The sequence below is a fragment of the Thermus igniterrae ATCC 700962 genome (assembly GCF_000376265.1).
GTDB classification, from domain to species: domain Bacteria; phylum Deinococcota; class Deinococci; order Deinococcales; family Thermaceae; genus Thermus; species Thermus igniterrae.
The window spans coordinates 22,230-41,094 of the sequence record NZ_AQWU01000056.1; the positions used below are offsets into that span (position 1 = coordinate 22,230).

The 18,865-nt window shown below is 69.6% G+C and carries 20 protein-coding genes and 1 pseudogene; 16 read left to right on the forward strand and 5 right to left on the reverse strand.

What is annotated here, in order from left to right; all coding sequences use genetic code 11:
* Window positions 1-29 precede the first annotated feature (29 nt).
* On the reverse strand, window positions 30-305 hold the full coding sequence (locus B128_RS0104665) for an NIPSNAP family protein (RefSeq protein WP_040683573.1): 276 nt from the start codon (window positions 303-305) through the stop codon (window positions 30-32).
* 89 nt (window positions 306-394) lie between these two features.
* Here B128_RS0104665 and B128_RS0104670 point away from each other — a divergent pair, with 89 nt between their 5' ends.
* The 5 genes from B128_RS0104670 to mltG are packed head-to-tail and all read left to right on the forward strand — an operon-like array spanning window position 395 to window position 6,340.
* Window positions 395-1,558 (forward strand): RNA-guided endonuclease InsQ/TnpB family protein, encoded by a 1,164-nt coding sequence (locus B128_RS0104670; protein WP_018111115.1) that lies wholly within the window; start codon window positions 395-397, stop codon window positions 1,556-1,558.
* Window positions 1,559-1,591: 33 nt separating this feature from the next.
* Entirely contained in the window at window positions 1,592-4,240 is a 2,649-nt protein-coding gene (gene alaS / locus B128_RS0104675; RefSeq protein WP_018111116.1) for an alanine--tRNA ligase, read from the forward strand.
* Window positions 4,241-4,265: 25 nt separating this feature from the next.
* Window positions 4,266-4,955, forward strand: a complete 690-nt coding sequence (locus B128_RS0104680; protein WP_018111117.1) for a hypothetical protein — start codon at window positions 4,266-4,268, stop codon at window positions 4,953-4,955.
* On the forward strand, window positions 4,936-5,343 hold the full coding sequence (gene ruvX, locus B128_RS0104685; RefSeq protein ID WP_018111118.1) for a Holliday junction resolvase RuvX: 408 nt from the start codon (window positions 4,936-4,938) through the stop codon (window positions 5,341-5,343). The genes B128_RS0104680 and ruvX overlap by 20 nt, the downstream gene beginning before the upstream one ends.
* On the forward strand, window positions 5,327-6,340 hold the full coding sequence (mltG, locus tag B128_RS0104690; RefSeq protein WP_018111119.1) for an endolytic transglycosylase MltG: 1,014 nt from the start codon (window positions 5,327-5,329) through the stop codon (window positions 6,338-6,340). The genes ruvX and mltG overlap by 17 nt, the downstream gene beginning before the upstream one ends.
* Here the strand turns inward: mltG and B128_RS0104695 are convergent.
* Window positions 6,325-7,161 carry a carbohydrate ABC transporter permease gene (locus B128_RS0104695; RefSeq protein WP_018111120.1) on the reverse strand — a complete coding sequence of 279 codons (837 nt, stop codon included), beginning with the start codon at window positions 7,159-7,161 and terminating at the stop codon, window positions 6,325-6,327. The genes mltG and B128_RS0104695 overlap by 16 nt on opposite strands.
* A gap of 4 nt (window positions 7,162-7,165) precedes the next feature.
* Window positions 7,166-7,657 (reverse strand): hypothetical protein, encoded by a 492-nt coding sequence (locus B128_RS0104700; RefSeq protein WP_018111121.1) that lies wholly within the window; start codon window positions 7,655-7,657, stop codon window positions 7,166-7,168.
* A 66-nt stretch (window positions 7,658-7,723) separates the two neighbouring features.
* Between B128_RS0104700 and B128_RS0104705 the strand changes: the two genes are divergently transcribed.
* Together B128_RS0104705 and B128_RS0104710 are read left to right on the forward strand one after the other, a co-directional pair.
* Window positions 7,724-8,443: a DEAD/DEAH box helicase family protein gene (locus B128_RS0104705; protein ID WP_018111122.1), complete on the forward strand. Its 720-nt coding sequence runs from the start codon at window positions 7,724-7,726 to the stop codon at window positions 8,441-8,443.
* A 28-nt stretch (window positions 8,444-8,471) separates the two neighbouring features.
* Window positions 8,472-9,548: an enolase C-terminal domain-like protein gene (locus B128_RS0104710; RefSeq protein ID WP_026175024.1), complete on the forward strand. Its 1,077-nt coding sequence runs from the start codon at window positions 8,472-8,474 to the stop codon at window positions 9,546-9,548.
* On the opposite strand, the gene B128_RS0104715 is transcribed toward B128_RS0104710, so the two are convergent.
* Window positions 9,543-10,169 carry an HAD family hydrolase gene (locus tag B128_RS0104715; RefSeq protein ID WP_018111124.1) on the reverse strand — a complete coding sequence of 209 codons (627 nt, stop codon included), beginning with the start codon at window positions 10,167-10,169 and terminating at the stop codon, window positions 9,543-9,545. The genes B128_RS0104710 and B128_RS0104715 overlap by 6 nt on opposite strands.
* On the reverse strand, window positions 10,162-11,211 hold the full coding sequence (locus B128_RS0104720; protein WP_018111125.1) for an MFS transporter: 1,050 nt from the start codon (window positions 11,209-11,211) through the stop codon (window positions 10,162-10,164). Before B128_RS0104720 ends, B128_RS0104715 begins: the two co-directional genes overlap by 8 nt.
* A gap of 39 nt (window positions 11,212-11,250) precedes the next feature.
* Here B128_RS0104720 and B128_RS0104725 point away from each other — a divergent pair, with 39 nt between their 5' ends.
* The 9 genes and pseudogenes from B128_RS0104725 to B128_RS12240 all read left to right on the forward strand — a co-directional run.
* Window positions 11,251-12,030, forward strand: coding sequence for a YgfZ family protein (locus tag B128_RS0104725; protein WP_018111126.1), 780 nt, complete (start codon window positions 11,251-11,253; stop codon window positions 12,028-12,030).
* Window positions 12,003-13,187, forward strand: coding sequence for a CinA family nicotinamide mononucleotide deamidase-related protein (locus tag B128_RS0104730; protein ID WP_018111127.1), 1,185 nt, complete (start codon window positions 12,003-12,005; stop codon window positions 13,185-13,187). Before B128_RS0104725 ends, B128_RS0104730 begins: the two co-directional genes overlap by 28 nt.
* Window positions 13,184-13,777, forward strand: a complete 594-nt coding sequence (gene thpR / locus B128_RS0104735) for an RNA 2',3'-cyclic phosphodiesterase (protein WP_018111128.1) — start codon at window positions 13,184-13,186, stop codon at window positions 13,775-13,777. Before B128_RS0104730 ends, thpR begins: the two co-directional genes overlap by 4 nt.
* Complete coding sequence (recA, locus tag B128_RS0104740; protein WP_018111129.1) at window positions 13,728-14,747, forward strand: recombinase RecA; 1,020 nt, start codon at window positions 13,728-13,730, stop codon at window positions 14,745-14,747. The genes thpR and recA overlap by 50 nt, the downstream gene beginning before the upstream one ends.
* Window positions 14,748-16,472: a ribonuclease Y gene (rny, locus tag B128_RS0104745; RefSeq protein WP_018111130.1), complete on the forward strand. Its 1,725-nt coding sequence runs from the start codon at window positions 14,748-14,750 to the stop codon at window positions 16,470-16,472.
* 18 nt (window positions 16,473-16,490) lie between these two features.
* Window positions 16,491-17,522, forward strand: a complete 1,032-nt coding sequence (gene mreB / locus B128_RS0104750) for a rod shape-determining protein (RefSeq protein WP_018111131.1) — start codon at window positions 16,491-16,493, stop codon at window positions 17,520-17,522.
* A 4-nt stretch (window positions 17,523-17,526) separates the two neighbouring features.
* Window positions 17,527-17,958 (forward strand): 3-hydroxyacyl-ACP dehydratase FabZ, encoded by a 432-nt coding sequence (fabZ, locus tag B128_RS0104755; protein WP_018111132.1) that lies wholly within the window; start codon window positions 17,527-17,529, stop codon window positions 17,956-17,958.
* Window positions 17,959-17,976: 18 nt separating this feature from the next.
* Entirely contained in the window at window positions 17,977-18,615 is a 639-nt protein-coding gene (locus B128_RS0104760) for a S4 domain-containing protein (protein WP_026175025.1), read from the forward strand.
* 50 nt (window positions 18,616-18,665) lie between these two features.
* Window positions 18,666-18,865, forward strand: a pseudogene (locus tag B128_RS12240) (hypothetical protein); the annotation flags it as partial.

Sequence of the window (18,865 nt, forward strand, 5' to 3'; positions counted from 1 at the left end):
CTGCCATCGGGGTGGCGGGGGCTACAGGGCTAGAGCAGGCGCTCCACGAACTGGGTCTCCAGGGCCTCGAGGAACTGCCTGGGGTCCACCTTCTGCCGCTCGGGATGCTGGTAGTAGGCGGCCTCGGCCTGCTCAAAGTCCTCGTGGGCCACGAACCAGAGAAAGTCCCGCTCCGAAAGCCAGTAGGCCCCCAGGATCTGGAAGCCCGTGGCCTGCCTTAGGGGAACGATGGTCTCCAGGAAGACCCGCTGGAAGGCCTCCCTGGTCCCCTCCTTGAGCCGGTAGCGCCGCATCTGGACCTTCATCCCAATGGGGTCTAGGGCGGGAAACCCCAGGCCGCCCACGGGCGGCTACACCCCCTCACCTCCCTTGCGTAGTTTATTACGCTACTTTTGTGCAGACCCTCACCCTGCGCTGCACCCTCAAGCCCACCCCCGAGCAGGCCGCGGCCCTGGAGAAGACCGTGCACCTCTTCACCCAGGCCTGCAACCACACCCTGTGGGTGGCCAGGGAGAGGAGGGAGTTCCGCCGGTTCAAACTGCACCACCTGGTCTATAAAGACCTTCGGGGTATGGGCCTTTCCGCCAACCTGGCCGTGCAGGTGGTGGCCCGGGTGGGCCGGAGGCAGGGGAACCGGGCCAAGGCCTATCGGCCCACCTCCTGTGCCTTTGACCAGCGGACGCTTTCCCTCCGGGGGGAGGCGGTTTCCCTCTCCACCGTTTCCGGCCGGATGCGTGTCCCCATGAAGCTGGGGGAGTACCAGCGGCAGGTCCTTGGGAAGGCGGTGAGCGTGCAGGGGGGTGTTCTGGTCCGGGGATCCAAGGGGAGGTGGCATATCTACCTGACCCTCAGGGTAGAGGTCCCGGAGCCCCCCCAGGGTGGGGGGAAGGTGGTGGGGGTGGACCTAGGGCAGCGGGCCCTGGCCACCCTCTCCACGGGGGTGCAGTTCTCTGGAGGACCCCTCAAGGGGAAGCGTCTGCACTACCTGCGGAAGCGGGCCGAGATCCGCTCCAAACTGGACCGCCCTTCCCTACGCACCAGGGGGGTAAAGCGCCTCTGGGCACGGCTTGGGGGAAGGGAGGCCCGCTTCGTGAACCACACCCTGCATACCCTGGCGAGGCGCATCGTGGACAGCCTGGAGCCCGGGGACACCCTGGCCATTGAGGACCTCACCGGGCTCAGGGGCCGCACCAGGAGGCGAGGTCCTGAGGAGCGCTATCTGCACGAGCTCTGGCCCTACGCCCGCTTCCGCTCCTTCCTGGAGTACAAGGCCAGGCTGAGGGGGATACGGGTGGTGGCGGTGGACCCCAAGCACACCAGCCAGGAGTGCCCCCGTTGCGGGCACACCGCCCGAGAGAACCGGAAGACCCAGTCCCTCTTTCGCTGCGTGGCCTGTGGGTTTCAGCACAACGCCGACTGGGTAGCGGCTACCAACATTGCCCGAAGAGCTGGCTCTACGGGCATGGGCCGCTGTAAACCGGCCCCTATTCTGAGGGTGTCTTCTCCCCATCGTCCTCCTTCGGAAAGCCCTAGCCAGAACACGCTAGTGTTGGGTTAGGGTGGTTTACGCCGACATCCTATAATCAAAGGCATGCGCACGGCCGAGATCCGCGAGAAGTACCTGTCCTTCTTTGAGGGTAAGGGGCATTTGCGCCTGCCCTCCTTCAGCCTCATCCCCGAGAACGACCCCTCCCTCCTCTTCACCTCCGCGGGCATGGCCCCCCTGAAGCCCTACTTCCTGGGGGCCAGGCCCATCTTCGGCGGCCGGGAGTGGCGAAGGATCACCACCTGCCAGAAGTGCCTGCGGGTGGGGGACATAGAGAACGTGGGCCGCACTGCCCGGCACAACACCTTCTTTGAGATGCTGGGCAACTTCTCCTTCGGGGACTACTTCAAGAAGGAGGCCATCCTCTGGGCCTGGGAGTTTCTCACCGACCCCAACTGGCTGGGCCTGGACCCCGAGCGGCTTTGGGTTACGGTCTACGAGGACGACGACGAGGCCTACGCCATCTGGCGCGACCTGGTGGGGGTGCCGGAGGCGCGCATCGGCCGCTTCGGGGAGGACGAGAACTACTGGCCCGGCGGGGCCATTACCCACGGACCCAACGGGCCTTCCGGCCCCTGCTCCGAGATCTTCTACGACCGCGGGCCCGCCTACGGCACCCCGGACGAGACCGGCCCCAACACCGGCTCGGGAGACCGCTTCGTGGAGATCTGGAACCTGGTCTTCACCCAGTACGACCGCCAGGGGTCCATCCCCGGCCCCGGCATCCTCAAGCCCCTGCCCCAGAAGAACATTGACACCGGCATGGGCCTCTACCGGGTGGCGGCCATCCTGCAGGACGTGGAGGACTTCTACCGCACGGACACCTTCTACCCCATCATTGAGCGGGTGGCCCTTTATAGCGGCAAGCCCTACGAGGGCAAGGCCTCGGTGAGCCACCGGGTGATCGCCGACCACATCCGGGCGGTGGTGGCCGCCCTTTCCGATGGGGCCACCTTCGCCAACACCGGCCGGGGCTACGTGATCCGCCGCCTCCTGCGCCGGGCCCTGCGCCACGGCTACCTCCTGGGGCTAGGGGAGCCCTTCCTCCACCGCCTGGCCCCGGTGGTGGCCGAGGTCCTGGGGGACTTCTACCCGGAGATGCGGGAGAACCTGGAGGCGGTGGAGCGGCAGATCCGGCTGGAGGAGGAGCGCTTCCTGGAGACCCTGGAGGGGGGGCTGAAGCGCCTGGACGCCCTGCTTTCCGGCCTCAAGCCCGGGGAGGTCCTCCCTGGGGGGGAGGCCTTCCGGCTTTACGACACCTACGGCTTTCCCCTGGACCTCACGGTGGAGATCGCCGCCGAGCGGGGCTTTGGCGTGGACACCGAGGGCTTTCGCAAGGCCCTGGAGGCGCAGCAGGAGCGCTCCCGGGCGGCCATGGCCTTTGAGCGGGACATCTTCAAGAAGGGGGCCCAGGTCCTGGAGGAGCTCTACGCCGAGCGGGGGGCCACGGAGTTTTCGGGCTATGGGGCCCTCGAGGCCGAGGCCGAGGTCCTGGCCCTCCTGGCCGGGGACCAGAGCCTGGCGGAGGCGGGCCCCGGCACCGAGGTGCAGGTGGTCCTGGACAAGACCCCCTTCTACGCGGAAGGGGGCGGCCAGATCGGGGACTTCGGCCACCTGGAGTGGCCCGGGGGACGGGCCTGGGTGGAGACCACCCAAAAGACGGAGCGGGGCATCCACCTGCACCGGGCCAAGGTGGAGGAGGGCGTCCTGCGGGTGGGCGAAAGGGTGCGGGCGGTGGTGGACCCCAGGCGGCGGGACACCGAGCGCCACCACACCGCCACCCACCTCCTGCATGCCGCCCTCCGGGCGGTCCTGGGGCCCCACGTGCGCCAGGCGGGGAGCCTGGTGGCCCCAGACCGCCTGCGCTTTGACTTCACCCACCCCGAGGCCCTCAAGGAAGAGGAGCTGGAGCGGATTGAGCGCCTGGTGAACCGCTGGATCCAGGCGGACTTCCCCGTCACCTGGCGCTATCTGCCCCTGGAGGAGGCCAAGCGGGAGGGGGCCATGGCCCTCTTTGGGGAGAAGTACGGGGAGATCGTGCGGGTGGTGCGGGTGGAGGGAAGCCCCCTGCCCGGGGTGGAGTCCAAGGAGCTCTGCGGGGGCACCCACGTGCGGCGCACGGGGGAGATCGGGGCCTTCCTCATCCGCGCGGAGGAGGCGGTCTCCGCCGGGGTGCGGCGTATAGAGGCCGTGGCCGGGGAGGCGGCCATCGCCTTTGCCCGGGATACCCTGAACCGGGTCAGGGCCCTGGCCGGGCGGCTTTCCGTGGGGGAGGCCGCCCTGGAGGAGCGGCTGGAGAAGCTCCTGCAGGAACTCAAGGCCAAGGAGCGGGAGCTGGAGAGCCTGAAGGCCCGCCTGGTCCAGGCGGAGCTCCAGAAGGAGGTGGCCCTGGCCGAGAAGGGGGGCCTGCGCTACGGGGTGGCGGAGCTCTCCGGGGTGGACATGGCCGCCCTGCGCCAGGCGGCGGACGACCTGGTGCAACGGGGGGCGGACGTGGCCCTGGTGCTCTCCGGGGGGCAGGCGGTGCTCAAGCTTTCCAAGCGGGCCCAGGAGCGGGGCCTCGAGGCCGGCGCCCTCTTCCGCGCCCTCACGGAGCGGGCGGGGGGCCGGGGGGGTGGCAAGGGGGCCTTGGCCCAGGGGGCGGGCCTCGAGGGGGAGATGGCCCGCAGGGCCCTGCCAGAGCTCCTCCCCTGAGCCTGGCCAGGAGTAAAATACCCCCATGGCGCTCCTTTTTGCCCTTCTTGCCGTGGCCCTTTCCTGGGCCCTCTTCGCCCTCACCTTTGCCCGCTACCGGAAGCGGCCCAGCCTGCACAACGCCTTCTACAGCCTGGGCCTCCTCTTCTTCGCCCTGGGCGTTTCCGCCGAGCTCCTGGCCCGGCTCAAGGGGGCCTGGGACCCCTTTTCCTACCGGCTTTGGTACTTCACCGGGGCCATGCACGGGGTGACCTTCCTGGGCCTGGGGAGCCTGGCCCTTCTGAACCCCAAGGCGGCGCGGGGCCTCCTCTTGGCCCTTTCCCCCCTGATCCTCTTCGGGCTTTACCTGGTGGCCGCCGCTCCCCTGGACTTTGCCCAGCTCCCGGAGCCCTACGCCCCCCTGGGCAAGGCCTTCCCCGAGCCCAGCCTCACCTCCCCCAGGCTCTGGACCATCCCCTTCAACCTCCTGGGCACGGCCCTCATGGCCGGGGTGGCCTTCTACACCACCCTCCTCTTCTGGCGCAAGAACCCCCAGCGGGCCCAGGGCACGGCCCTCATCTTCCTGGCCGCCCTGGTCCTGGCCTCCACCAGCACCCTGAACCGCTTCGGCGTGGTGGGCCTTGAAGAGGCGGGCCGGGCCTTCGGGGTGGCCCTCCTCTACCTGGGGGTGCTCCTGGCGGACCGGAGCGCAGCCTATGCGGGTGGGCGCGCTTGACGTGGGGGAGGCCCGGATCGGCCTGGCGGTGGGGGAAGAGGGAAGCCCCTTCGCCTTCGGCCGGGGCTACCTGGTGCGCCGGGGGCTGGAGGCCGACGTGGCCGCCCTCCTGGAGTTCGTCCGGCGGGAGGGCCTGGGCAAGCTGGTGGTGGGCCTTCCCCTGCGCACGGACCTCAAGGAAAGCGCCCAGGCCCAGCGGGTCCTCCCCCTGGTGGAGGCCCTGAGGGCCCAGGGCCTGGAGGTGGAGCTTCTGGACGAGCGCTTCACCACCAAGGCCGCCCAGGAGCGGCTCAAGCATGCCCCCAAGCGCGTGCGCCAGGAAAAGGGCAAGCTGGACGAGCTGAGCGCCGTGGTCCTGCTGGAGGGGTACCTTGCCGGAAGGCCCTAGGCCCTGGCTCTGGCGTGGGGTGGTCCTGCTCTTCCTCACCTTCGCCGGGCTTTTGGCCTATGTCCTCTGGCTTTTGGGCCCCACGGGTAAGGAGGCCACGGTGCGCATCCCCCGGGGGGCCACGGGGGCGGAGGTGGCCCGGGCCCTGGAGGGGGCGGGCCTGTTGCGCTCGGGGTATCTCTTTTCCGCCTACCTGCGCTTTTCCGGCCGGGCCAAGCGCCTGGTGCCGGGGGTCTACCGCCTCAAGGGGGAAGGGGCCTTTCGCCTGGCCCGGGCCCTCACCGGGGGGGAGGAGCCCCTGAGGGTGAGCCTCACCTTCCCCGAGGGATTGCGGGCGGTGGACTATGGCCGCCGGCTTTCCCAGGCCGGCCTGGATGGGGAGGGGTTCTTGCGTCTGGTGGAGGACCCCGAGGGGCTGAAACCCCCTTACGTGGAGGGGAGGACCCTGGAGGGCTACCTCTTCCCCGCCACCTACACCTTTGACCTCCTGGCCACCCCGGAGGAGGTGGTGCGGGCCATGCTCCGGCGCTTTGAGGCCGAGCTCACCCCTCCCGTGCGCCAGCTTTTGCAGGCCCGCGGCCTTTCCGTCCACGCCTGGGTGACCCTGGCCTCCATCGTCCAGGTGGAGGCGGGGAGCGAGGCGGAGATGCCCCTCATCGCTGGGGTCTTCCTGAACCGGCTGGAGCGGGGCATGCCCCTGCAGGCGGACCCCACCGTGGCCTACGCCCTGGGGAAGCCCCTTCCCGAGCTTTCCCGCCCCGCGGGGGACTTCGCCGTGGACTCCCCCTACAACACCTACCGCTACGCCGGCCTGCCCCCGGGGCCCATCGGCAACCCGGGGCGGGCTGCCCTCCTGGCGGTGCTGAACCCGGTGCGCCTGGACGAGAAGGGCCGCCCCTACCTCTACTTTTTCCACGCCCAGGGGCGGATTTTCCTAAACCCGGATTTTGAGGGCCACCTCAAGGACCTGGCCCGCCACCGCTACTCCTCCCCGTGACGCAAAAGCCGCAGCTGGGCGTAGGCGAAGAGGAGGGTGAGGAGGAGGATGACCACGGTGACCGCCGCGGCGTAGCCCAGGCGGAAGTTCTCAAACCCCGACTCGTAGAGGTAGTAGCCCAGGACCCGGGTGGCCCCATAGGGCCCGCCCCGGGTGAGGAGGAAGACCGCGGAGTAGGACTGCAGGGAGAGGATGGTGCCCACCACCACCAAAAAGGCCACCGCCGGGCGCATCAGGGGCAGGACCACGTGGCGGAAGGCCTCCCAGGGGCCTGCTCCGTCCACGTAGGCCGCCTCCAGGAGGGTTTTGGGGATGGCCTTGAGCCGGGCCGAGGCCACCAGCACCCCGTAGCCCAGGTGGCGCCACAGGGTGAAGAGCACCACCATGGCCAGGGCCCAGAACCCCTCCCGGTCCCAGGGGGGGATGGGGAGGAACTGGGCCAGGGCCCCGTACTCCGGGGTGAAGAGGGTGTACCAGGAGAGGGTGGCCCCGCCCAGGGTGACCAGGCCGGGGAGGAAGAGGAGGCCTTTGGCGAAGCGCTCGTAAGGAGCCCCCTCCAGGGCCACCGCCAGCCCGATGGAGAGGAGCACGAAGAGGGGTAGGGCCAGGAGCATGAACTTCAGGGTCACCCAGAGGCTACCCCAGAAGGCGGGGTCCTGGATGAGGTCCTGGTAGTTCTTGAGGCCAATGGGCTTGGGCTCGGAAAGCCCCGACCAGTCCCAGGTGGAAAAGCGCAGGACGTCCAGGAAGGGGTAGAGGACGAAGAGGCCCAGGGTGAAGAGGGCGGGGAGGGAGAAGAGGAAGAGGGGCAGGCGGCGCACGGGGCTACCAGAGGTAGAGGAGGCTCAGGAGGAAGGGGTAGCGGTCCGAGGCGGAGACCTCGAGGGCCAGGGGCTCCAGGTAGAGCCGGAAGCCCGCCCCCCAGGCCAGGTGGAGGCCGTTTTGGTACCCGAGGCCCAGGGTGCCGGAAAGGGCCCCGCCCGGCACCTCCACGCTCAGCACCGGGCCCAGGTGGAGGCCAAAGGGGTAGCGCAGGTCCAGGCCGAGCCCCACCGAGGTGTAGAGGTCGGCCAGGACCAGGCCGGGGAAGAGGTTGGCCTTGAGGAGGAGCTGGGCCTCGAGGGGTTGGGCCAGGCGGAGCTGGAGGTCGGCCCCGGTGTCAATGCCCAGGGGGGAGAAGGGAAGGAAGGCGCTAGCCTGGAGGTGGAACCCCTTTTCCGGGCTGTAGCCGAGGCCCAGGGTGTTTTCCGGATAGGCGGGAGCCTGGGCCAGGGCAAGCCCCAGGGCCAGGCTGAGGAGGGTAAGGAGCCGCTTCATATCCCCGCCATCATAGCAAAAGCCCCTGGCTTGGGCCGGGGAAAGGCTTGCTTCTTTTTGCCTACAATGGCCTCCATGGCGGCTTTCTCCCTAGACCCTCTCCCCGGCCTGCTTCCCGTTTCTCAGACCTCCCTCCTGGTCCTGGTGGGCCTCACCGGGGTGGGCAAGAGCACCCTGGTGGAGGCCCTGGGCCTTCCCCGGCTTCCGGACCGCCGGGAGCTCGTGGACCTCTACGTCCTCCCCCGCTATGGGGCCAAGCCCCCCATCCCCCGGGAGGAGCGCTTCCGCCTCACCCGCCGCTTCCGGGAGGAGTTCCCCGGGGGGGTGGCGGAGGTGCTGGCCCGGGGGTTCGTGGAGGCCCACCCTCTCCTCCTCTTTGACGGCCTGAGGGGGGAGGCGGAGGTGGCCTATGCCCTGGCGCACCTCCCAAAGGCCCTCTTCGTGGTCCTCCACGCCCGGGACCTCACCCGGCTCAAGCGCCTCATCCGCCGCCAGGACGCCTTTGACCGGGTGGCCCTGCGCCCTGAAGAGATGGCGGAAATGGAGGCCCTGGCGGAGGGGGTCCTCTCCCCGGAGGAGCTGGCGGAGGTCCTGGCCCTGGCCCCGGCCGAGGAGGTCCTGGCCAAGCTGAAGATCGTGGCCGAGGAGAAGCGGAACTATGACCCCCAAGGCCCCTTGCGCCTCCTGGCCCACCACCCCCGGGCCCTGGTCCTGGACACCGAGGCCTTGACCCCGGAAGAGGAGGTGGGGGAAGTGCGGGCCTTCCTTTCCCGGCACGGGTTCTGACCGGGCCGGGGGGCATAAAATGGGCCTCATGGCCAGCCTTAAGGACATCCGCCTCATTCCCTTCCGCATCCCCCTGAAGGCCCCCCTGCGCTGGGGAAAATCCTCGGAGCTCCAGGCCCTGGAGCACGCCCTTCTGGAGGTGGAGCTTTCGGATGGTGCCCTGGGCCGGGCGGAGGTGGCCATCCGGCCCACCATCTACGGCGAGACCCTGGGGAGCGTGCAGGCGGGCCTGGAGTACCTGAAGCCTAAGCTTTTGGGCCTCGAGGCCGACGACCAGGAGGGAATCCGGGCCCTCCTGGAAGGCTTTCCCTGCAACCTGGGCCTCAAGGGAGCCCTGGACATGGCCATCTGGGAGGCCTGGGCCAGGAGCGAGGGGGAGGAGCTCCACCAGGTCCTCAAGCCCGCCAAGCACCGGGTGCGCGTGGCCTACCTCCTGGGTATGGCCTCAGAAGAGGCCATGCTGGAGGACGCCAGGATGGCCTACGCCGCCGGGGTCCGGGTCTTCAAGGTGAAGGTGGGCCGGGACCTCGAGGGGGACACCCAGAGGATCGCCCACCTCAAGGAGGCTTTGCCAGAGGCCCAGTTTTACGCCGACGCCAACGAAACCCTCTCCCCCAAGGAGGCTGTGCGTTACCTCATCGCCTGGAAGGAGCTCGGCCTCCTCTACGTGGAGGAACCCTTGCCCACGGAGGAGGTGGAGGCCAGAAGGGGGCTTCGGGAAAAGAAGATCCTCCCCCTCATCGCCGACGACTCGGCCATGACCCCCAAGGACCTTCGCCGGGAGCTCCTCCTGGACACCTTTGACATCCTGAACCTCAAGCCCGCCCGCACCGGCATCACCTGGACCCTGGAGATGCTGGCCCTGGCCCGGGAAAAGGGAAAGAGGGCCATGGTGGGAAGCCAGGCCCAAAGCAGCTTTGGAGCCTACCACTCGGCCCTTCTGGCCTTTCAGCAGGGGGTGACCGAGCCCAACGAGCTGGCCTTCCACCTGAAGGTGGAGGGCGGCTTCTTCCCCTTCCCCCCCTTCCGGGAGGGCTGGCTCTACTGGGACGACCTGGTGCGGGCCCGCTTTGATGAGGCAGCCTTCGCCCGGTACGCCCTATAGCAGGCCCAAGGCCTCCCTGAAGTCCCTCAGGACTTCCTTGGCCCCCGCGGCCAGGAGGGCCTCGGGGCTATGTCCCGTGGGGAGGGCGTAGGTGGGGATGCCCGCTCTCACGGCGCTTTGCACCCCCGCGGGGGAGTCCTCAAAGGCCAAAGCCTCCTCAGGGGGTATCCCTAGGCCCTCGAGGGCCACCCGGTAGGGGAGGGGGTCGGGCTTGCCCCGCCCCACCTCCTCCGCCAGGACCAGAAGGGGTGGGTTCAGGCCCAGGGCCTTGAGCACGTGGAGGGCGTTTTCCTTGGGGGCGTTGGTCACCACGCCCCACGTGAGCCCCCTGGCTTGAGCCTTTTGCAGGAGGGCATGGAGCCCCGGGGTGGGCTTCAGGTCCTGGGCCAGGTGGCGAAAGAGGGCCTCCTTGGCCTCTATGAGGGCCCGAGCCGCCTCTCCTTCCAGGCCCAGGAGGTCCCGCACGATCTCCGGGTTGAGCCTGCCCGAGATCCTTTCCCGGTAGAAGGCCGGGCTCACTGCCAGGCCATAGGGCCTGAGCACCTCCTGCCAGGCCCGGCGGTGCAGGGGGTCGGTGTCCGCCAGCGTACCGTCCAGGTCAAAGAGGAGGGCCTTAAGCACGGGCCTCCTCCCGTTCCAGCCCCTGCACCAGGAGGAAAAGGGCCAGCACCAGGCCAAGAAGGCCCAGGGGAATGCCCCCTGGGGGGAGGTGGGCGAAGAGGGCCGGCACCAGGGTGCTCCCCGCCGCCCCCGCGTAGAGGAGCCCCCCCAGGGCCCGGTGGCCAAAGCGGGCCTGGACCAGGGCGAAGAGGGTGGAGAAGAGGGGGCCCAGGAAGAAGCCCACCAGGGGGAAGAGGAGGGCGGTGGGGGGCAAGAGGTTGAGGAAGAGAAGCCCCAGGACGCCCACCAGGAGCCCTTTCAGGGCGAAGAGGGGCCTTTGGGCCACCTGGCGGGCGAGGAGAAGCCGGCCTAGGGCCAGGGCGAGCCAGTAGAAGGAGAGGAGGAGCCCCCCGGTGGCCGTGGCGTACCCCAGGTGCTCCAGCCACACCCGGTTCCAGGTGGCCAGGCTTCCCTCCAGCCCGGTGTAAAGGGCCACGGCCAGGAGGAAGGGCCAGAGCCTGCCCCCGTTGCCCCTCTGGCCGCGCTCCACCGGAGGGGCCTGCCAGAGGAGTCCGGCTCCCACCCAGGCCAGAAGGGCCCCCAGGCCCAGGACGGCGGCGTAGGGCAGGAGGGTGAGGGCGAAGGGGGTGAAGACCGCCCCCAGGCCGAAGGCCACGTTCACCCGGTTCAGGAGCTCCACCCGTTTCTGGGGGTAGAGCTCCCCCACCAGGCTGTTGCCGTGGACGTTCAGCACCCCCTGGGCGAGGCCCAGGAAGAAGGCCAGGGCCACCACCAGGGGAAACCCTGGGGCTAGGGCCACCCCCAGGAGGCCCAGGCCCAGGAGGAGGAGCGCGGCAGGGAGAAGGGGGTGGCGCCGCTCCCCCTGGGCCAGGCGCACCCCCAGAACGAGGCCCAGGAGGAGGGCGGTGAAGAACCAGGAGACCTCCTCCCCCACCCCGTAGCGCGCCCGCCACGCCGGCAGGGCCGCCCCCGGCAGGGCCACCACCACCCCCACCAGGAAGAGCGCCACAAAGGAGCCCCAGAAAAAACGCACGTGGGCCATTCTCCACCCCGCCTGACCCTTTGGTCAATAATGGGGGGGATGGAGGCACTGCTGGAAAAAGCCCTGGCGGGGGAGGGGTACTTTGCCTTCCCCGGCCTTCTGCTCCTCAGGGGGCCCGATGCCTTGGCCTTCCTCCAGGGGCAGTGTACCCGGGACCTCAGGCGGCTTTCCGGGCCGGCGGGGGCCCTTTTCCTCAACCACAAGGGCCAGATAGAGGAGGCGGCCACCCTGTTTCCCCATCCCGAGGGGTTTTTGCTGGCCCCTTGGGGGAGCCTCGAGGGCCTCGAGGCCCGGCTAAAGCGCTACATCGTCTTTGACCAGGTGGAGGTTTTGCCGGTGTCCCTTGTCCGCCTCCTGCACGCGGATGGGCGGGAGGAGGTGGCCGAGGCCGCCGAAGGGGCTCTGCCCCCGGAGCTTTACCCCCTGTACACCCTCCTCCGCGGGACGCCCCTCCTCTCCGATGTGCGGGGCGAACTGCCCCAGAGCGTGGGCCTGCTCCACCTGGTGGACTACGGCAAGGGGTGCTACGTGGGCCAGGAGATCATGGCCCGCACCGAGGGGAAGGAGGTGCCCTATGGCCTCCTGGGCCTCAGGGCCCTGGAGCCGGGGGCTGAGCCTCCCTTTCCCCTGTTCCTGGGGGAGAAGCGGGTAGGGGAGGCCAAGCGCCTGCTGGAGACCCCCTATGGCCTCCTGGGCCTGGCGGTGGTGCGCAAGGAGGTCCTCCCGGGGATGGTGGTGGAGGGGGGCGGGGGGCGTTTTCTGGTGGAGGCCCTCCCCTTCAAGGAGGCGGCATGGAGCGGGCAGAGATCCTCGGGGTAGGCACGGAGCTCCTCTACGGGGAGACCCTGGACACCAACACAGCGGAAATCGCCCAAAGCCTCAAGCCCTACGCCCTCAAGGTGGAGCGCACCCTGCGGGTGGCGGACGAGCTTCCCCCTCTGGTCCGCGAGGTGGGGGAGGCCTGGGAACGGGCCCGTCTGGTGGTCCTCTCGGGGGGGCTTGGCCCCACCCCGGACGACGTGACCCGGGAGGCGGTGGCCGAGGCCCTGGGGGAGCCTTTGGAGCTGGACGAGGGGATGCTGGCCCACATAGAGGGCCTCTTCCGGGCCCGGGGGCGCCCCATGCCCGAGGCCAACCGCAAGCAGGCCCTAAAAATCCCCTCCGCCACCTGGCTTCCCAACCCCCGGGGCACGGCCCCTGGCTGGTGGGTGCGCAAGGGCGGCAAAGACCTGGTGCTCCTTCCCGGGCCGCCCTCCGAGTGGCGGCCCATGTGGCAGGCACTTCTGCCCCAGCTGGGCCTTCCCCGCCGGGCCTATGGGGAGAGGGTCCTCAAGACCTGGGGCATCGGGGAGTCGGAGATCGTGGAGCGGCTGGGCGACCTCTTCCTGCGGGGGGAGGAGGTGGAGGTGGGCACCTACCCCAGGCCCCATGGGGTGGAGGTGGTGGTGCGGGGCCGGGAGGACCTGGTGGCGGACCTGACCGAGCGCATTAAGAAGAAGCTTTTCAAGGAGGTCTGGGGTGAGGGGGAGCTCACCCTGGCCGAGGCGGTGAAGCGCCGGCTGGAGCTGGAGGGGGCCACCCTGGCCACCATGGAGAGCCTGACCGGGGGGCTTTTGGGGGCGGAGATCACCCGGGTGCCGGGGGCGAGCCGGTTCTACCTGGGGGGCGTGGTATCCTATTCCCTAGGGGCCAAGGCCCGCTTCGGGGTGCCGGAGGAACTCCTCGCCAAGACGGTTTCCGCCGAGACGGCCAAGGCCATGGCGGAGGCCGCCCGGGCGCTTTTCGGGTCCACCTATGCCCTGGCCACCACCGGGGTGGCGGGGCCGGATCCGCTGGAAGGGGAGGCGGTGGGCACGGTGTACGTGGCCCTGGCGGGACCCAAGGGCGCGGAGGCGCGCCGCTACCGCTTCCCCGGCGACCGGGAGACCATCCGCCTGCGGAGCGTGTACGCCGCCTTGGCCCTCCTGCTGACATGAGGCTTTTCTACGCGGTTTTTCTGCCGGAGGAGGTACGGCAGGCCCTGGTGGAGGCCCAGGGCCAGGTGGCCCGTTTTAAGGGGTGGAAGGAGGTGGCCCCCCACCACCTCCACCTCACCCTCTTGTTCCTGGGGGAGCGACCGGAGGAGGACCTGCCGGACCTGCGGGCCCTGGGGCACCGCCTGGGGCGGCTGGTGCCCCCCTTTGCCGCCCGCATCCGGGGCACAGGCTACTTCCCCAACGAGGGCACGCCCCGGGTTTGGTTCGCCAAGGCCGAGGGGGAGGGGTTTTCCCTCCTGGCCGAGGGGCTTAGGGCGGGGGTGGCGGAGCTTCTGGGGGAAGAGGCCCTGCGGGCGGGGGGGGACAAGCCCTTCAAGCCCCACATCACCCTGGCCCGGCGCAAGGCCCCGGCCCCCCGGGTGCCCCCGGTGGTCTTCGGTCTGGAGTGGCCGGTTTCCGAGTTCGCCCTGGTGCGTTCGGAGCTTAAGCCCAAGGGGCCCGTCTACACCATTTTGGAGAAATTCCCTCTGCGAGGTGAGCATGGACGAGAACAAGAAGAAAGCCCTGGAAAACGCCCTAAAGACCATTGAGAAGGAGTTCGGCAAGGGCGCGGTGATGCGCCTGGGGGAGTTGCCCAAGTTCCAGGTGGACGTGATCCCCACGGGTTCCTTGGGCCTGGACCTGGCCTTGGGCATAGGGGGCATTCCCCGGGGGCGGGTCATTGAGATCTACGGGCCCGAGTCGGGGGGGAAGACCACTTTGGCCCTCACCATCATCGCCCAGGCCCAGAAGCAGGGGGGGGTGGCGGCCTTCGTGGACGCGGAGCACGCCCTGGACCCCCTTTACGCCCAGAAGCTGGGGGTGAAGGTGGAGGACCTCCTGGTCTCCCAGCCGGACACCGGGGAGCAGGCCCTGGAGATCGTGGAGCTCCTGGCCCGCTCCGGGGCGGTGGACGTGATCGTGGTGGACTCCGTGGCCGCCCTGGTGCCCAAGGCGGAGATTGAGGGGGAGATGGGGGACCAGCACGTGGGCCTCCAGGCCCGGCTTATGAGCCAGGCCCTGCGGAAGCTCACCGCGGTGCTCTCCAAGAGCAACACCGCCGCCATCTTCATCAACCAGGTGCGGGAGAAGGTGGGGGTGATGTACGGCAACCCCGAGACCACCCCCGGGGGGCGGGCCCTGAAGTTCTACGCCAGCGTGCGCCTGGACGTGCGCAAAAGCGGCCAGCCCATCAAGGTGGGCAACGAGGCGGTGGGCATCCGCGTCAAGGTAAAGGTGGTCAAGAACAAGCTGGCCCCCCCCTTCCGGGAGGCCGAGCTGGAGATTTACTTCGGCCGGGGGCTGGACCCGGTCATGGACCTGGTGAACGTGGCCGTGGCGGCCAACGTGATTGAGAAGGCGGGCTCCTGGTTCTCCTATGGGGAGGCCCGGCTGGGCCAGGGCAAGGAGAAGGCGGCGGACTACCTGCGGGAGCGGCCCGAGCTTCTGGAGGAGATCCGCGCCAAGGTCCTGGAACGGGCCGGGGAGGTGGTCCTGGCCGCCAGCGAGGAGGAGGAGTAGATGAGCCTGCTGGACCTGGTGCTCTTCCTCCTGGTCCTCCTCCTCCTTTTGGCGCTTTTCCTGAGGCGCCGGGGAGAGGAGCAGGCGGGCCGGGAGGCCCGGGAGCTTTTGGAGGCGGCCAAGGAGGAGGCCAGGGAGGCCCTCGAGGCCGCCCGCAAGGAGGCGCGGGAGATCCTGGAGGCCGCCCGCCAGGAGGCCAGGGCCCTGCGGGAGGCCGCCGAGGAGCGGGGGAGGGCCCTGCGCCAGGAGCTGGAGGCCGAGGCCAAAAGGCGGGTGGAGGCCCTGGAGGCCGAGGCCAAAAGGCGCCTGGCCGAGGCCGAGGAGCGGCTGAAGGCGGAACGGGAAGAGCTCCGCGCCGAGCGGGAGCGGCTTAGGGCCCTCCAGGAGGAGGTGCGGGGGGAACGGGAGCGCCTCAAGGAGGAGCGGGAGGAGCTCCGCCGCGAGGCGGAAAGGCTTTCCAAGCGGGGGGAGGCCCTGGACGCCCGGGCCCTCCGGCTGGACGCCCTGGAGGAGGCCCTGGCCAAGCGGGAGGAGGGCCTGAAGGAGCGGGAGGCCCAGCTTCAGGAGAGGGAGAAGGAGGTGGAGGCCAGGCTCTACCAGGTGGCTGGCCTTTCCCCGGAGGAGGCCAGGCGGCTCATCCTGGAGCGGCTGGACCAGGAGCTGGAGGAGGAGAAGGCCCAGCGGGTGCGGGCCGCCCTGGAGAAGGCCCGGCTGGAGGCAAGGCGGGAGGCCCAGAAGATCCTGGCCCAGGCCATGCAACGCCAGGCCTCCGAGACCGCGGCCCAGCTGGCGGTCTCCGTGGTGCCCATCCCCTCCGATGCCATGAAGGGGCGCATCATCGGGCGCGAGGGGCGGAACATCCGCACCTTTGAGGCCCTCACCGGGGTGGACCTGATCATTGACGACACCCCGGAGGCGGTCCTCCTTTCCTCCTTTAACCCCGTGCGCCGGGAGATTGCCCGCATGGCCCTGGAAGAGCTCCTCAAGGATGGCCGCATCCACCCAAGCCGCATTGAGGAAGTGGTGGAGAAGGCCAAGCAGGAGATGAAGACCTTCATCTACGAAAGGGGGGAGGAGGCGGCCCTCGAGGCCGGGGTGGTGGGCCTGAAGCCCGGGCTCATCCAGCTCTTAGGCCGGCTCCACTTCCGCTCCAGCTACGGGCAGAACGTCCTCAAGCACTCCATCCAGGTGGCCCACCTCACGGGCATCATGGCCGCGGAGCTGGGCCTGGATGCGGCCCTGGCCCGGCGGGCGGGGCTTTTGCACGACATCGGCAAGAGCGTGGACCGGGAGGTGGAGGGAAGCCATGTGGAGATCGGCATCGCCCTGGCCCGGCGTTTTGGGGAGCCCCCCGAGGTGATTGACGGCATCGCCCACCACCACGACCCCGAGAACGCCGAAACGGTGTATGCCGTGCTGGTGGCTGCCGCCGACGCCCTTTCCGCCGCCCGGCCCGGGGCCAGGCGGGAGTCCTTGGAGGAGTACCTGCAGCGCCTCGAGGCCCTGGAGCGCATTGCCCTCTCCTTCCCCGGGGTGGAGACGGCCTTCGCCGTGCAGGCGGGGCGGGAGGTGAGGGTCATCGTCAAGCCCGACAAGATCACCGACGCCAAGGCCACCCTCCTGGCCCGGGAGATCGCCAGCCGCATAGAGCGGGAGATGAACTACCCCGGCCAGGTGCAGGTCACGGTGGTGCGGGAGACCCGAGCGGTGGAGTACGCCCGCTAGCGGGTAGAATGGGGCGATATGCTTAGGGGCGAGGACATCGGGATTGACCTGGGGACGGCCAGCGTCCTCATCTACGTGCGGGGGAAGGGCATCGTCCTGCGCGAGCCCTCGGTGATTGCCGTGGTGCAGGGGAAGCGGGAGGTCAAGGCGGTGGGGGCCGAGGCCTACCGCATGCTGGGGCGCACCCCGGGGAACATCGTGGCGGTGCGGCCTCTCAAGGACGGGGTTATCGCCGACTACGCCCTCACCGAGCGCATGCTCCTCCTCTTCCTCCAGAAGGTGCTCTCCCCCATGAGCCGCTTCTTCAAGCCGCGGGTCATGGTGGGGGTGCCCTCCGGGGTTACGGATGTGGAGCGGCGGGCGGTGGTGCAGGCGGTCTCCGCCCTGGCCCAGAAGGTCTACCTCATCGAGGAGCCCCTGGCGGCGGCCATCGGCGCGGGGATCAACGTGGCCGAGCCCACGGGGAGCATGGTGGTGGACATCGGCGGCGGCTCCACCGACATCGCCGTCATCTCCCTGGGGGGGATTGTGCGCTCGGAGAGCCTGCGCATCGCCGGGAACGAGATGGACCAGGCCATCATCCGCTACGTCCGCCAGAAGTACAGCCTCCTCATCGGGGAGCGCACCGCCGAGGAGCTCAAGATCCAGCTGGGCCGGGCCAAGGTCCTCCCCGGGGAGGAGAAGGAGGTGGCCGAGGTGCGGGGCCGCGACCTCATCACGGGCCTCCCCCGCACGGCGGAGATCCCCGCCGAGGACGTGGCCGAGGCCCTCAAGGAGCCCCTGGAGAAGATCTTCCAGGGGGTGAAGGGGGTGCTGGAGACCACCCCGCCCGAGCTGGCCTCGGACATCTACGAGCGGGGCATCCTCCTCACCGGGGGCGGGGCCCTCCTCAAGAACCTGGACGTGGCCCTGGAGGAGGCCACCGGGGTGCCGGTGGTGGTGGCGGAAAACCCCATAGAGGCGGTGGCCCTAGGCACGGGGAAGGCCCTGGAGATGCTCCACGTCCTGGAGGACACCATCCTCTCCTCCGACGACGTGCTGAAGAGGTGAGGCCGTGGAGATTGGGGAGATCCTCCGGCTCCTCCCGCACCGCTACCCCTTTCTCCTCATTGACCGGGTGCTCCACGCGGACGAGCGCACCTTCCGCGCCCTGAAGAACGTCACCTTCAACGAGCCCCACTTCCAGGGCCACTTCCCCGGCTACCCCGTGATGCCGGGGGTGCTGATCCTCGAGGCCATGGCCCAGGCGGCGGTGGGCACCATCGCCCGGCAGCCGGGCTTCAAGCCCGGAGGGCTGGTCTTCCTGGTGGGGGTGGAGGAGGCCCGCTTCAAGAAGCCCGTGGTCCCTGGGGACACGATGGTCCTGGAGGGGGAGCTCCTCCTCTTCCGCCGCGGCCTGGGCAAGGTGGCGGTGCGGGCCCTGGTGGAGGGGGAAGAACGGGCCAGCGCCCGCCTGAGCTTCGTGGTGCGGGAGGAGGCCCCCTGACCGGGTAGGATGGGGAGCGTGGCGGACCTCCTTGCCTACCTCAAGCGGGCCCGGGGCGGCCGGGTGGTGCAGACGGGCTTCCTGGACCTCGAGGCCCAGGCCCTTTTGGAGGAGCAGGCCCGGGCCGAGGGCCTAAAGGTGGCCTTCTTCGGGGGCCTACCCCTGGCGGAGCGGAAGGTGGCCGTCCTCTACCCCCCTGAGGTCCCCTCGGTGCACGACCCCGTGGAGGTGGTCTTCCTGGAGAAGGAGCCCCCGGACCTGGGGGAGGCCATGGGGGACCTGGAGGAGGTGGAGGGGGGCTTCCTTCTGGCCCTCCTGCCCCAAGGCAAGAAGGCCCTCCTGGCGGCGGGCCACACCCCCCTGCCCCCCCCGGAGGGGGCCCTCAGGCCGGGCCGGGAGCGGGTGCGCACCCTGGTGGTGCCCTCCTTGCGGGTGGACGCCGTGGGGGCCAAGGGCTTTGGCGTCTCCCGGACCTACTTCGTCCAGGGGGTCAAGGCGGGCAAGGTGCGCCTACGGGGCAAGGTGGCCTCCCCCAAGGACGAGGTGGCCCCCGGGGACACCCTTTTGGCCGAGGGGCTTGGGGCCTTAAGGCTTCTTGAGGTGCTGGGCGAGACCCGGCGGGGAAACTATAAAATCAAGGTGGAGGTGGAGCGCTAGGGGACCTGGGGCTTGCGGCTGGGCTTGCCTTGCAAAGGTCAGGAGGACGGGTGTATATCTCTCTCCTGATGGGCAAGCGAGGCTTCCTTCGCAGGGAGGCAAGCCCCAAGGAGGTCTTGGAACACTGCCTGCGCCTGGCCCGGGAGGTGGCCCCTCCCACCCCCAAAGGCAAGCGGGGCCGCCCCTGGCGCTACAGCCACGCCCTTTACCTGGCCCTCCTTCTCTTCCGCGCCTTCTTCCACCTCACCTA

Excerpts from the sequence above, each read along its gene's own strand:
- B128_RS0104665 (WP_040683573.1), bottom strand. The coding sequence starts at position 305 with ATGAAGGTCCAGATGCGGCGCTACCGGCTCAAGGAGGGGACCAGGGAG.
- alaS (WP_018111116.1), top strand. The coding sequence starts at position 1,592 with ATGCGCACGGCCGAGATCCGCGAGAAGTACCTGTCCTTCTTTGAGGGT.
- B128_RS0104680 (WP_018111117.1), top strand. The coding sequence starts at position 4,266 with ATGGCGCTCCTTTTTGCCCTTCTTGCCGTGGCCCTTTCCTGGGCCCTC.
- ruvX (WP_018111118.1), top strand. The coding sequence starts at position 4,936 with ATGCGGGTGGGCGCGCTTGACGTGGGGGAGGCCCGGATCGGCCTGGCG.
- B128_RS0104700 (WP_018111121.1), bottom strand. The coding sequence starts at position 7,657 with ATGAAGCGGCTCCTTACCCTCCTCAGCCTGGCCCTGGGGCTTGCCCTG.
- B128_RS0104705 (WP_018111122.1), top strand. The coding sequence starts at position 7,724 with ATGGCCTCCATGGCGGCTTTCTCCCTAGACCCTCTCCCCGGCCTGCTT.
- B128_RS0104710 (WP_026175024.1), top strand. The coding sequence starts at position 8,472 with ATGGCCAGCCTTAAGGACATCCGCCTCATTCCCTTCCGCATCCCCCTG.
- B128_RS0104720 (WP_018111125.1), bottom strand. The coding sequence starts at position 11,211 with ATGGCCCACGTGCGTTTTTTCTGGGGCTCCTTTGTGGCGCTCTTCCTG.
- B128_RS0104725 (WP_018111126.1), top strand. The coding sequence starts at position 11,251 with ATGGAGGCACTGCTGGAAAAAGCCCTGGCGGGGGAGGGGTACTTTGCC.
- B128_RS0104730 (WP_018111127.1), top strand. The coding sequence starts at position 12,003 with ATGGAGCGGGCAGAGATCCTCGGGGTAGGCACGGAGCTCCTCTACGGG.
- thpR (WP_018111128.1), top strand. The coding sequence starts at position 13,184 with ATGAGGCTTTTCTACGCGGTTTTTCTGCCGGAGGAGGTACGGCAGGCC.
- recA (WP_018111129.1), top strand. The coding sequence starts at position 13,728 with ATGGACGAGAACAAGAAGAAAGCCCTGGAAAACGCCCTAAAGACCATT.
- rny (WP_018111130.1), top strand. The coding sequence starts at position 14,748 with ATGAGCCTGCTGGACCTGGTGCTCTTCCTCCTGGTCCTCCTCCTCCTT.
- mreB (WP_018111131.1), top strand. The coding sequence starts at position 16,491 with ATGCTTAGGGGCGAGGACATCGGGATTGACCTGGGGACGGCCAGCGTC.